Source organism: Arthrobacter sp. Y3221087 (genome assembly GCF_059089905.1).
The window spans coordinates 16,390-29,420 of sequence record NZ_JBNHFE010000001.1; the positions used below are offsets into that span (position 1 = coordinate 16,390).

A 13,031-nucleotide genomic window follows, 5' to 3' on the forward strand; every position below is an offset into this window, starting at 1 on the left:
GCCTGACGCCACGTGACCTTGGTTAGGTGGCGGCTACGGTCTCCGTGAGATCGTCAGGTGCCACGTTGTCCAGATCCTGGGAGGCTCCGTGCAGGTAGCGCTCCATCGAGTCATCCATTGCATTGATCCAGCGTGTATGGTGCTTCGTCGCCATGGTGCCGGTGACCACTGAACGGTGGAGCATATCGCGGTACCCCAGGATGTCATCGTGCTTGTGGTGCATCCAGTCCTTGAACAACTGGCAGACGGCGTCCAGATCGAAGGGAGGGTAGTCTGTTGCCTCAATGAGTTCCCGCAGGTAGTCCGTCTGAAAATCGGCTTCTGCGTCGTGATCGGACAGTGCGGCCTGGCGGTCGAGCCAGAGCTGGATATCCGCCTTGCGCTCCGTGAGGGATGGAAGGTCGATCTTTCCGGTCATCACATCGCGGGCAAACCATGCTTGCGCGTCGAACATGTTGAACGTGTAGTACTGGTCCTGGGCGCCCAGGTAGAACAGGTTGTCGTTCTGTAGCCACACCACACCCTTGTAGAGGTTGCCAGGGTATAGCACGTTCGGTGATCTCAGCGACAGCTCCCCGGGTAGGAACGGGTATTTGTGCTGGTATCCGGTGCAAAGGATGACGGCGTCAAAGTCATCGTGTGTACCGTCGCTAAAGTACGCTGTGCGGCCCTGGAAATGGGTGACGAGCGGGCGCTCCACCGTGTTCTCCGGCCAGTGATAACCCATCGGGGCCGTGCGGTAGCTGAGGGTGATGGATGCGGCGCCCATCTTGTGAGACTGCATGCCGATGTCCTCTGCGGAATAGCTGCTTCCGATCATGAGCAGCTTCTTGCCGTAAAAGCGCTCGGCGCCGCGGAAATCGTGGGCGTGCAGAACCTCGCCCGGGAAGGTTTCGATGCCCTTGAACTCGGGGACGGCGGGGACGTGGAAGTGGCCGGTGGCCACTACGAGCTTGTCGAACACATGGGTCTCCGTGAGGTTGGTTTTGAGGTCCTCAACCGTCACCGTGAATTCCTGCGTGGCCCCGTTGTAGCTGGTGTGGCGGGCAACCGTATTGAATTTGACGTACTTGCGAACGTCTGACTTTTCCACGCGGCCCTTGATGTAGTCGAAGAGGACCTCGCGCGGCGGGAAGGAGGAGATCGGACGGCCGAAGTGCTCGTCAAAGGAGTAGTCCGAAAACTCCAGGCACTCCTTGGGCCCATTCGACCATAGGTGCCGGTACATGCTGGAGTGCACCGGCTCGCCCTGACCGTCCAACCCGATCCGCCAGCTGTTATTCCACTGTCCGCCCCACTCGCCCTGCTTCTCAAAGCATGTGATCTCGGGGATCGAGGCGCCTTTCTGACGCGCTGATTCAAACGCCCGCAGTTGTGCCAGGCCGCTGGGGCCGGCGCCAATGATTCCGACTCGTAATACCATGGTCTTCTCCTCTACAAAGATGTTTTAGGTCGCCGGTGTGCGGCGGTGTAAGTTGCGCTACGGGTCTTGACCGCCCGTTGGTTGGTCTAGGCAGCGAAATTGCGGTCACCGACGAAGAACCCCAGGGCATACTCAGGGGTCTCGAACTTCACTGTTGTGCCCTTGGGGAAGAACAGAACGTCGCGCTCCTTTGCGTGCGTAACCTCGCCCGTCAGCTGATCGGTGAGGATGAACTCACCCTTAATGACGACTTTCATTTCGTCGTACGTGTAGGTGTAGACCAGCGGCTCGGAAGCCTTCAGCTCAAAAAATCCGGCGGACATGACCGAGCCCTGCGGGTTGTGGAGGGAGTCGCCGATGGCAGCTACAGTGCCAGGTTCGTTCATTGACGGCAGGCCGACATAGCCGCTTTCTACCTTGTGGATGGATCCGGCCTTGCTGAGCGTTCCGATGAGGGTGGTTTCCATGATTTCTCCTTTGAAATGGGGGAAGAACTGGTGGTCTGTGATGCCGTGCAGAATTGCCCTGAAGGTCAAGTTGGTACCCCTGTAGGGGCTCTAGGGATCGAAAAAAGCCGACATGCCCTAGCCTCGCGGGTGGCCTCCTGGGCGCTGGCCCGAGCTAAATGCTGTGATGCCAGTCACGTTTGCTCGCTACAAAAAAGGTGACATGAACAAGCGTGCAAGTCAACCGTTCATGTTCGCTTTTTTCACGTTTCGTTGATGCGGCGTTCGAGCCCGGGCACCTATCCTTTTGAACGATTGACTTGAACGGATGTCCCTGTCACAGTGGACATCGCCGTGACCCACATCACGATGACGCAACCTGGCCCCGGATCCAGCGAAGCATTCGGACGGCAAATCGCGCGCCTTAAGAAAGGGTTCAAAAACTATGGCTACTACCAGCAACTCTCAGCCCTTGGCACCTATGGCAGGGGAAAAGATCGACTTCTGGCCGATTAAGTCCATGAAGCCTATGAAGGACGAATGGCAACGGTTGCACTGCAGATTCATCAATGCCGATCCAGTAGGCAGCTGGGATGATTTCATACTCTCGGAGTGGGAACTGAGGTCCTGCGGTTGGGAAGACTTCCACCCGCATAGCGAGACAAACTTCGTTCTGGAAGGTGAGCTCCACGTGGAGAGTGAGGGCAAGACTGTCATCCTGAAGCCGGGCGATTCAGCTCGCGTTAATCCCGGCCAGCTCGGCCGATACTGGGCCCCGGTCTACGCACGCATGGTCACGATGTACGGACCCAATCCCGAAGGTCTGAAGTCGCACTCCTTCCGATACTTCGAAATATAAACCCGAGTAGCACACAGATCGTCGAACCACTGACGAAGCGTTCGTCTCAAAGGCGACGCAACCATCAAGCTTGGCAGGAAGAGCAATCACCAAGGCTCACCTGGAGCAGTTCAACCTGTGACCCTTGGGTGTCTGCGAACTAAGAAACAGCGGCAGCCAACCCCTATCTCCGCCTCGTGTCTGCACAATCGGGAACCCCCTTCAGCCTCACGGGTGATTCATACCCCGGCCACCCACTTTTGATCACTTAGAGGTGCCTGGCAAAGGCAAGTGCCCGCGTCACCCCTACGAGCAGAATTCTTTAGTTTTCACCGCTATTCAAAGGAGAATTTTATGAGTGAAAATAGCTTGGATACAGCCAATCACCTGAAAAGATCAATCGACTGGAAGCAGGGGCTGTCCATTTCACTGGGCGTGCCCCTGCTGATATTGCCGTCGCTGGGTTATATCCCACTGTATCTATCTGCCGCGGCAATCCTCGTCTGGGGATTATCAGTCATTCAGGGCTTCATGCAAAACGCCGCGTATGCTGAAATGGCCACAACCTTCCCTAAGGCCTCAGGCCTTCCGGGCTATGCCCAGCACATATTTCGCACTGAGAACTACAAGGGCAAGTATGACAAGGGCAAGCTGATCGGTGGCTTCAGCGCCTGGAGCTACTGGTTTGCCTGGAACCCGGTGCTGGCAATCTTCGCCATCCTGGTCGGCGGCTACCTGCATGGGCTGTTTCCGGTGCTGGCTGGGACATTCACCGAGTATCAGCTCTCGTTGATCTCGGGCTTGGTAATTTTCGCCGGACTGTTCGTGATCAACTGGTTCGGTCTCAAGGACGGCGCCATCCTGGGTTACATCCTTGCGGCAGTTTCCCTGATACCGCTCATAATCCTGACCGTCGCGCCTTTTGCCACCGGCCATGTCGACCTGGACAACATCACCGGCAGTTGGATGCCGGCTGATTGGGCCTGGGATATGCACCACATCCTGATTCTCTTTGGCATCTTCGCGATTGCACAGTGGAGCGCCTGCGGTTGGGAAACGGCCGCCATTTACGGCCCTGAATACAAAAACCCCTCCAAAGATGTTCCCAAAGCGCTCTTCGCCTGCGGCATTATCTGCTTCTTCTCATATGTCCTGGTGCAAGCTGCAGTAATCGGTGTGCTTGGCGTTGACGGCGTCATCGCCGAGCCGATTTCCCCCCTAATTCCAGTCGCCCAAGCGGTATTTGGCGGGGCGGGCACGACCATCACGATCATCGTGTTGATTGCGGCCATGATACTCATCATCCAAACCGCATACCTGGGTTCCTCGCGCGCTCTGCACTCCATGTCAACCGAGAACAACCTTCCCAAGATCTTTGGCAAAACCAACCGCCACGGAACCCCGTTCATCGCCTTGCTCGTCACCGCAGCGTTCAACATGGTCCTCATTTCGATGGGCTCCATGACGGCAATTCTTGCGGCTGCCGCGATCGGTTACACCTGTGCCAACGGCATCAGCCTGTTCGCCTACGTCAAGGCCAAAAAACATCCGGCATTGGCAAACCTGGAAAGACCCTTCAAAGCACCCAAGGGATGGAAACGTGTCGCCATGCTCTTCGGACTGTTTAATCTGCCCTTGTGCCTGATCGGTGTCGTCTATCTCAACAGCTTGGAAATTGGCTGGGCGCCAACCTGGCTCGGCTTTATAGTACTGGCAGTCTATATACCCATCTGGTTCTACTCTCAGCACGAATCAAGGCGGACGAAACAAGAACCATCCCCTGCTCGCTCTTCAGACGATGTCGAAGATCTCGAAAAACTTCCAATTCCATAAGCAATACTCACGACTACAAGAAAGTTTAGGACCGCAGGCGGCTTCAACTGCTCATCGCAATGCCGATGCTCGCACACCGTCGCTCATTCAGGACCTTTGGAAAAATATAAGTTTTTCGTACCTAGTTATCATCGTGAAAATCGCCGAGGTGCCTGGTTGCGTTTTGCCCGGAGCCGGGTAAAGCGCGACCAGGCCTTCGGCTGCCGCAAGGGTGGACAAATGTGACGCCGAGACCGAGGCTGGACGGGACTCGGTTCTGGATTCGCGTCGAGCTGGCTCGCGGCGAGCCTGAGGCTTGGCATCGATTCGAGCTCCCGGGCTTCCTGGCTCCGAGCCAAGTACACCATGTCCTGAATGCAGCCTTTGACTGGCGTTCCAGCTCCACAAACTTGGGGGAAATCAAAGCAGCGGAACCGCCGGCGGAGGCGACGACGTCACTCCCCACGTGATGGTTCACTTTTCGACCGCTACCGACAGCTTCACTCGAAATTTCAGGGCGAGGTTATACCGGTAGAACGCGGGCCGTGCGTTGCTGCCAGCACCGCGAGGTCGTGGATGAGTTGTTGTATCTCGAGGTCGCGGTTTCGCGGTGGCGGGATTTGTGATAGCTGGACAAATTCCCCGGGGCGAAGAAGAACAAGCGGCCGGCCTGGTGACGGCATCGCAGTAACCTCGGGAACGACTGGATCATCGGACTCTACTTTTCCCACACAGACTCTCCCTATCGCGTTTCCTATGCTGTTCCAGGGGTGTCGCGCAGTTTGCGCACTCGCCCTGCAGTTCGGACACAGACCACTTGGACTTCGCTGGGGCCTGCACGGTGTCGCCGCTCGGTTTGTATCTGGGTCAGTTCAGCGATCAGTGCGGTCACTTTGCCTCCTGAATGGGCTAAGCCTCCATCGTCCGGCCCGGAACGAGTAGGAGAAATCCCAATTTAGGATTGTTTAAACCACCCTTTTGAGCGGGGCCCATGGCTGGCCGTCGCCGCTCCCGAGGCTGACTCCGCGCTGGCTTCCGGCAATTGGAGCAATCCCGTTCAGGGATTGGAATGGCTGCTAAAAAAGCTGGACTATATGATTTATGCGCGATACCTTTGCTACAGCCAACACGATATGTGATGCCACTCACACCGCAAAGCCTGGGGATGAGTGCCGCAGCCTCGCCGAAGGCAGGCGCAACGGTAACCCGCCCAGCGAAAACAGAAAGGAAAGACCATGACCGCCTTCCTTGACTCCATCGATATTCACGTCACTAGTCGCCGCGTCCTGGACGAGCGCCTCAATGAAGCCGTCAAGACGCTCCAGGAGCTGGCAATGCTTACGGGCGATCACGGTATCTTGGTCGTTCGCAACCGGCCGGGACACTATACGGCCGCGCTCTCAGACCAGGTTCCATTCGGCATGACGCACGAAGTCGTTCGCTAGTTCTGTCTTGTCCAGAGGCTTTTGGGGCCGGCCGTGCGATGCACAGCGCAGCTGACCGCCGTGGCGCAAAAGAAGGAATAGAACATGTTCAAGGAGGCAACCGGGGGAAGGCGCTTGTTCCCGGGCCAGCAGCCTGTCCATGAGTGGGCTACCCTGCAGCAAGGGGACTGTGTTCAAGTGTGGTCCAACGGTTCATTCCTTTACCCAGCCTTTGTAGATGACTGCGCCGACAACGGCCAGGTGATCTGGGTCATCGAGCACGGCACCGGCTCTCGCCGTCTATTTGTTCGTGATGATCCCGTCACCCTGTACACCAGCTAAGACCCAATTCCGTCCAACTGCGGTCGAATACCCCCCAATCAAGGAAGTCAGCATGCCCGTTGCAACCCCAGAGATCTACTCCGAGATGATCGACCGCGCGAAGGCAGGCGGCTTCGCTTACCCGGCCGTGAACGTGACTTCCTCGCAGACCCTGAACGCCGCACTGCGCGGTTTCGCCGAGGCTGAGTCCGACGGCATCGTCCAGGTTTCCACCGGCGGTGCCGCCTACTGGTCCGGCGCCTCCACCAAGGACATGGTGGCCGGTTCCCTGGGCTTTGCAGCCTTCGCCCGCGAGGTGGCCAAGAACTACGGCGTGAACATCGCGCTGCACACCGACCACTGCCCCAAGGACAAGCTGGACGGCTTCGTCCTGCCGCTGCTGGCCGCCTCCGAGGCTGAGGTCAAGGCCGGCCGCAACCCGCTGTTCAACTCCCACATGTGGGACGGCTCCGCCGAGACCCTGCAGGAGAACCTCCGCATCGCCCGCGAGCTGCTGGAACGCACCGCCGCCGCCAAGATGATCCTCGAGGTTGAAATCGGCACAGTGGGCGGTGAAGAGGACGGCGTTGAGAACGAGATCAACGAAAAGCTCTACACCACCGTTGAGGACGCCCTGGCCACCGTTGAGGCGCTGGGTGCCGGCGAGAACGGCCGCTACATCACCGCGCTGACCTTCGGCAACGTCCACGGCGTGTACAAGCCCGGCGGCGTCAAGCTCCGCCCGGAGCTCCTCAAGGACATCCAGGCCCAGGTGGGTGCGAAGATCGGCAAGGAAAACCCGTTCGACCTGGTGTTCCACGGCGGCTCCGGCTCCTCGGACCAGGAAATCGCGGACGCCGTGTCCTACGGCACCATCAAGATGAACATCGACACCGACACCCAGTACGCGTACACCCGTCCGGTGGCCGACCACATGTTCAAGAACTACGACGGTGTCCTGAAGGTGGACGGCGAAGTGGGCAACAAGAAGACCTACGACCCCCGCGTCTGGGGCGCCTCGGCAGAAGCAGGCCTCACAGCCCGCGTCGTGGAGGCCACCAAGCAGCTCGGCTCGGCCGGAAGGAAGCTGTAGCCATGGACCGCCATCAGCTGAATAACCTCATGGAGGCCGAGGTCACCCTGCTCGCCGAGTTGGAGCCATGTGCTGCGAAGCGTCAAAGACCAGCGCCACGGGTTGGACCGTCTCCTGCTGACCGGGATGAAGGCGCCCCCTCCACGCGACAGCCCAAGCCGGCCAGCGAGCGGGAGGTAGACGGCAAGCGGCTGATTGACGGCTTTGACGGGGTGCTCGCGGACCTGGACGGCGTCGTCTATACCGGACCGCAGGCGATCGACGGCGCCACCGAAGCACTCGACAGGCTCGCCGGCGAGGGCAAAAGCCTGGCGTACGTGACCAATAACGCTTCGCGCTCACCCGAGGAGGTTGCTGCCCATCTGCGCGAACTAGGAGCACCGGCCACCGCTGAGCAGGTCTTCGGATCTGCCTTGGCCGGTGCAGAACTGCTGGCTGGCGAGGTTCAGCGCGGTGCGTCTGTACTCGTCGTCGGCAGTCGGGTCCTCGCGGACTCCGTTCGGTCACAAGGACTCATCGTCGTACCCACTTCGGATGACCGGCCAGACGCAGTCATTCAGGGGTTTTCCCCCGAACTCGGTTGGAAAGACCTGGCAGAAGCTGCCTACGCGATCACGGCGGGCGCTACATGGGTAGCTACGAACCTGGACATGACCCTTCCGCAGGAGCGGGGGTTCGCTCCCGGAAACGGATCACTGGTGGCAGCGGTTACCGCCGCCACCGGAAAAGTGCCCCTGGTGGCAGGAAAACCAGAAGCAGCCCTGTTCGAGACGGCAGCGCGCCACTCAAGCGTCAAGCGCCCTTTGGTTGTTGGCGATCGACTGGACACCGACATTCTGGGCGGAAACCGCGCAGGTATGGCTACAGTCCTCGTCCTCACGGGCGTCGATTCAGTCCAAACGGCACTCGTTGCCCCCGTAGACGAGCGCCCAAGCTACGTGATCCGCTCCCTGCGCGAACTCTACGAGGAGTACCCAGCAGTCACAGCCGAGGACGGCGCCTACTCCTGCGGCGGGGCAGTGGCCAGGGTGTCGGGTTCCGCGCTGAGCATCAACGGCCCTGAAGATGACCTCAACAGCTGGCGGGCAGCCTGCGCCGCATGGTGGGCGGCCCACGCTGATACGGCACCCGCCGCTAAACCGGAGATCGTGTTCAATCCGGTTCTTCGACAGCCAGGCTGAGTCGGTCCACCCCGTGCATGGCGTCGGCCGCCCTGACGAGGGTCAAGTGTGAGAATGCCTGGGGAAAGTTACCGGCCATCCGACCTTCATCGCTTGCGTACTCTTCGCTCAGCAGGCCGAGCTCGTTTGCGAGCCCCACGAGTTTGTCCATCAAGGTCTTTGCCTCGCCGTGCCGACCTGTGCGTGCGTATTGTTCCACCAGCCAGAATGAGCATGCGAGGAAAGGGTGTTCGCCCGGCTCCAAACCATCAACGCCGCTCTCTGTCCGGTAGCGGAGCAAAAGGCCGTCGCCGGTCAGGAGTTCCTGTTCCAACCGTGCGACCGTGCCGAGCATGTGGTCGTCGTTGTACGGAAGGAAACCGACCTGGGGCATCACCAGTAACGCCGCGTCTGTTTGAGTTCCACCGTAGGTTTGGGTGAATGAGCCGATGCTCCTGTTGAATCCCTCGCGCATGATCTCCTCACGCAACCGGTCACGAAGGTGCTCCCACTTCTCCACATCGCCAGTCAGCCCGTGCAGCCGTACCGCCCGGACCGCGCTGTTGAAGGCGGCCCACATCATGACTCGGGAGTGGGTGAAGTATTGTGCTTCGCCGCGCATCTCCCAAAGCCCGAAGTCCCTATCATCGATATGCTTTTCGACGAAGCCCAAGAGTGCCTGCTGAAGTGCCCAGGAGAAATGGTCTTCTTTTCCTCCGGCCATACGCAGTCTCTCCAGGGCCACCATTACTTCACCAACAACATCTGCTTGGAACTGCGATACGGCGGCGTTGCCAATGCGCACTGGCTTAGAGTCGGCATAGCCAGGAAGGTGGGTAAGTTCGCGTTCCGGAAGTTCCCGCTCGCCCCCGACCCCGTACATGATCTGCATTTGCTCAGGGTCACCGGCGAGGGCACGAAGGAGCCAGTTGCGCCACTGAAGCGCCTCGGTTTCATAGCCGTGAGTCAGCATGGACTCCAATGTCAGGGCTGCGTCGCGCAACCAGCAGTACCGGTAGTCCCAGTTCCGCGGTCCCCCGAAATCCTCGGGGAGGGACGTCGTGGGCGCTGCGACGATGCCGCCGGTTTCCATGTGCGTGAGGGCGCGAAGTACCAACAACGAACGCTTAACCGCGCCTCCATAGGCACCGTCTTGTCTGCAGTGGCTTCCCCAACGGCTCCAATACTCGGTAGCCACTTCGAGGGCAGCATCTACGTCCGTCGCTGCAGGCAAGGGGCGGTGCGAAGGGAACCACGTTAGTTCGAAATCCACCGTCTCGCCCTCGGAGATGATGAACGTTCCTTCATGTCCGTGCGCATGGGCTTGTGGCAGATGGGGGCCTCTCAGCGCGAAAGCATCCGGACCTGCCATTGCCAACAGAACCAACGATGCTGTCGACCCACTGTCGATAACACGGCTCATCCACGGTAGGACAGTGGAATATCCTGGCCGGATCCGGAGTTCTTGCCGCATTTCCATGCTCCCGGCCAAACCTGTGACACGGCGGACTAAGGACGAACTGCTGTCTCCCAAGGGCATGAAATCCGTCACCAGGATTCGTCCGTCGGAAGTTTCCCACATCGTTTGCAGCACAAACGTTGATTCGACGTAATGCCGGTCGACAACCACAGCACCTGAATCGCTGGGGGCTAACAGCCAGTGACCGTGTTCATCAGAACCTACAAGCCGGCTGAACACAGACGGTGAATCGAAGCGCGGGAAACAAAGCCAGTCCACGCTGCCTTCCCGGGAGACGAGAGGACCGGTCTGAAGATCCGAAAGCAACGCGTAATCCTCTATGAGTGCAGCCATGTCGACACTTTTTCACATTTCAGCCTTGCCCTGCAGTATGAACGTGAATCCAGCCGGTCCCACCGCTGAAGCGGACGTCACCGCGGCAAGCAGTGCACCGCCATTTTCCCTGAAACCATTGCCGTTCAGCTGTACTGCGGCAGGGGCTGATTTCCGGACAATCAGCTTCAGCGCTGGACTGCACCATTGCAGCCAACATGCCCCGGATATCGGTTTCGTAGTTGTCCAACGCGTGGAAGTCGCGCAGTTCGCATAGGCGCCCGTACAGGCATGCCCTGTCGTGCAACCAACGGGCAATCGCAAGCACCGCCTCGTCGTTGACCGAAACAGTCAAGACCGGGGGAGTGGAATCCGCTGCCGGGCAGGCTAGGGGCGTTGGGAGGTCCTCGAACGAGCCCTCGGCCAAGTCGTTGATAATGGCGGTCATCGGTGCTCCTTTGCGCCGTTTTGTTTCCTTGCCTCTAATTGCGCGGCGGCCGAGGCAGGCACCTGAAAAAGTCGGGCTGCTCGACGGGCACAAGCGGGACTACGAGCCACTGGCCGCCGTAAAATTCGACGTACGAATCCGAGGGGCATCGTGCGTAAGCTTCTTCTCGTGTCATGTCCGTGTCTGCCTTTCTTGCTGGTGCATGGTTGTTGGAGGGTCATGCGGAAGGTAATCCATACGCGAACTGTCCGACAAAACAAGCAGTTCAGATGTGATTCCGATCACCACTTTCTCTGTACCAGCAACTCTACGGCACTATAAAACATCTAGTCCAGTCTTTTTTGTGGCTTAATCTTGCTGAATGAATGGCTACTAGGCCTGGGCGGCTCGCCGTTGGACGCCTCACCGCGCGACGCCGTCCAACCCGATCCTGTTCCGATATCTTGAAGCCGATGCCAAGTCCAAGAAGTACGACGCCGTGAAACTGAAGCTCACGCCGCATTGAAGGATCGGCGGCCTGAGAGCTGCACGCCGGCTCTTAGCTCCCTGAGCATCGACTCCCACATTGATCCGCCTTACAGTCCGAGATGCGGCGCCACCAGGTCGCGGCCTCCAGTACTTATCAGCGGGTCGCCAGCACGTGTTTATACCTAAGAATGCTGGGAGCATGCGCTAGAAGTATTCGGAACACATGAGCCTCCCTGCCGCAACGGCAGGGAGGCTCATGAAACGGGTGGAGCGGTGTACTCGGCGTCAGCCGGCGTAGGGGTCTGCGATGCCGATGTATTGGGTGGTGGTGTATTCGGCGATGCCTTCGGTGCCGCCTTCGCGGCCGAGGCCTGATTGTTTGACGCCGCCGAAGGGTGCGGCGGCGTTGGAGATGACGCCTGCGTTGAGCCCGACCATGCCGAACTCAATTTGCTCGGCTACCCTGAGCAACCGGTTGAAGTCGCGGCTGTAGAGGTAGGACGCGAGGCCGTACTCGGAGGCGTTGGCGAGGTTGATGGCTTCTTGCTCGGTTCGGAAGGTAGTGACAGGGGCGACGGGGCCGAAGATTTCCTGGCCCAGGATCGCGGCATCGTTGGGGACATTGGCCAGGACGGTGGGCTGGTAGAAGTAGCCTGGCCCGTCCACGGGAGCCCCACCGGTGACAGCGACGGCACCGGCGTCAACGGCGGCACTCACCAAAGCGTGGACGTCGTCACGGGCGCCGGCGTCGATGAGCGGGCCCACCTGGGTGGCTGGGTCGGTGCCGCGGCCGGTGGCCAGGGCGCCCATGGCGGCGGCGAACTTCCGGGTGAACTCGGCGGCGACGGATTCGTGGACGAGGAACCTGTTGGCGGCGGTGCAGGCTTCGCCCATGTTCCGCATCTTGGCTGCCATGGCCCCTTCGACGGCTTTGTCGAGGTCGGCGTCTTCGAAGACGATGAACGGTGCGTTGCCCCCGAGCTCCATTGAGGTGCGGAGCACATTCTGGGCGGCGTCGGCCATCAGCCGTTTGCCCACCGGGGTGGACCCGGTGAAGGAGACCTTCCGCAGCCGGGAGTCCTTCAGCAGCGGCCCGGAAATCCCCGACGCGGACGAGGAGGCGACGACGTTCAATACCCCGGATGGCAGGCCGGCGTCGAGCATGGTCTGCGCGAAGTACTGGGCCGTCAACGGAGTGAGCTTGGCGGGTTTGAGGACCATGGTGCAGCCGGCCGCGACAGCGGGTGCGACCTTGCGGGTGGCCATCGCGAGAGGGAAGTTCCAGGGGGTGATAAGCAGACAGGGGCCGACAGGTTTGTGCTGGACCAGGATCTTGTTCTTGCCCTCAGGAGAAGTGAGGTAGCGGCCGTAGTCCCGGACGGTTTCCTCGGAGAACCAGCGCAGGAACTCCGCCCCGTACGTGACCTCGCCGCGGGCCTCGGCCAGCGGCTTGCCCATCTCCAGCGTCATCAGCAGCGCGAAGTCCTCGGCGCGCTCGGTGACCAGGTCAAAGGCCCGGCGCAGGATCTCAGCCCGCACCCGCGGCGCGGTCCGCGCCCAGGACGCCTGCGCCGCGTCGGCCGCGTCCAAAGCCGCAACGGCGTCCTCGCTTGTGGCGGAAGCGAGGGTGGCGAGTACCTGCCCGGTGGCAGGATCGTCCACGTCGAACGTGCCGCCGTCGGACGCGTCCACCCACTCCCCGTTGATCAACAGGCCGGTCGGGACCGACGCCAGCAGCGCGGCCTCACGCTCCGGCGAGACGGCAGGGGGCAGCGCAGAAGTAACTGTCATGGGGGAAGTCCTTAA

11 protein-coding genes are annotated in these 13,031 nt (G+C 60.0%); 6 read left to right on the top strand and 5 right to left on the bottom strand.

The features are described from left to right. Window positions 1–22: 22 nt before the first annotated feature. Window positions 23–1,423, bottom strand: a complete 1,401-nt coding sequence (locus AC5RUO_RS00085; RefSeq protein WP_494053423.1) for a trimethylamine monooxygenase — start codon at window positions 1,421–1,423, stop codon at window positions 23–25. An 86-nt stretch (window positions 1,424–1,509) separates the two neighbouring features. After that, window positions 1,510–1,890 (bottom strand): cupin domain-containing protein, encoded by a 381-nt coding sequence (locus AC5RUO_RS00090; RefSeq protein ID WP_494053424.1) that lies wholly within the window; start codon window positions 1,888–1,890, stop codon window positions 1,510–1,512. A 424-nt stretch (window positions 1,891–2,314) separates the two neighbouring features. Here AC5RUO_RS00090 and AC5RUO_RS00095 point away from each other — a divergent pair, with 424 nt between their 5' ends. The 6 genes from AC5RUO_RS00095 to AC5RUO_RS00120 all read left to right on the top strand — a co-directional run bounded on the left by AC5RUO_RS00095 (window position 2,315) and on the right by AC5RUO_RS00120 (window position 8,538). After that, window positions 2,315–2,728, top strand: coding sequence for a cupin domain-containing protein (locus AC5RUO_RS00095; protein WP_494053425.1), 414 nt, complete (start codon window positions 2,315–2,317; stop codon window positions 2,726–2,728). Between the two features lie 333 nt (window positions 2,729–3,061). Continuing rightward, a complete protein-coding gene (locus AC5RUO_RS00100) occupies window positions 3,062–4,540 on the top strand; it encodes an APC family permease (protein ID WP_494102457.1) in 1,479 nt (492 codons plus the stop codon). 1,214 nt (window positions 4,541–5,754) lie between these two features. Further along, window positions 5,755–5,964 carry a hypothetical protein gene (locus AC5RUO_RS00105; RefSeq protein WP_494053427.1) on the top strand — a complete coding sequence of 70 codons (210 nt, stop codon included), beginning with the start codon at window positions 5,755–5,757 and terminating at the stop codon, window positions 5,962–5,964. An 84-nt stretch (window positions 5,965–6,048) separates the two neighbouring features. After that, a complete protein-coding gene (locus AC5RUO_RS00110; protein WP_494053428.1) occupies window positions 6,049–6,285 on the top strand; it encodes a hypothetical protein in 237 nt (78 codons plus the stop codon). A 52-nt stretch (window positions 6,286–6,337) separates the two neighbouring features. Next, on the top strand, window positions 6,338–7,357 hold the full coding sequence (gene fbaA, locus AC5RUO_RS00115) for a class II fructose-bisphosphate aldolase (RefSeq protein ID WP_494102458.1): 1,020 nt from the start codon (window positions 6,338–6,340) through the stop codon (window positions 7,355–7,357). A 2-nt stretch (window positions 7,358–7,359) separates the two neighbouring features. Continuing rightward, on the top strand, window positions 7,360–8,538 hold the full coding sequence (locus AC5RUO_RS00120; protein ID WP_494102459.1) for an HAD-IIA family hydrolase: 1,179 nt from the start codon (window positions 7,360–7,362) through the stop codon (window positions 8,536–8,538). Here the strand turns inward: AC5RUO_RS00120 and AC5RUO_RS00125 are convergent. From AC5RUO_RS00125 to AC5RUO_RS00135, 3 genes are all read right to left on the bottom strand, one after another. After that, window positions 8,510–10,330 (bottom strand): glycoside hydrolase family 15 protein, encoded by a 1,821-nt coding sequence (locus AC5RUO_RS00125; protein WP_494102460.1) that lies wholly within the window; start codon window positions 10,328–10,330, stop codon window positions 8,510–8,512. The two genes, AC5RUO_RS00120 and AC5RUO_RS00125, sit on opposite strands and share 29 nt — an antisense overlap. A gap of 19 nt (window positions 10,331–10,349) precedes the next feature. Beyond that, complete coding sequence (locus tag AC5RUO_RS00130) at window positions 10,350–10,757, bottom strand: hypothetical protein (protein ID WP_494053432.1); 408 nt, start codon at window positions 10,755–10,757, stop codon at window positions 10,350–10,352. Window positions 10,758–11,510: 753 nt separating this feature from the next. Then, window positions 11,511–13,016, bottom strand: a complete 1,506-nt coding sequence (locus AC5RUO_RS00135) for an NAD-dependent succinate-semialdehyde dehydrogenase (RefSeq protein ID WP_494102461.1) — start codon at window positions 13,014–13,016, stop codon at window positions 11,511–11,513. Between the last annotated feature and the right edge of the window lie 15 nt (window positions 13,017–13,031).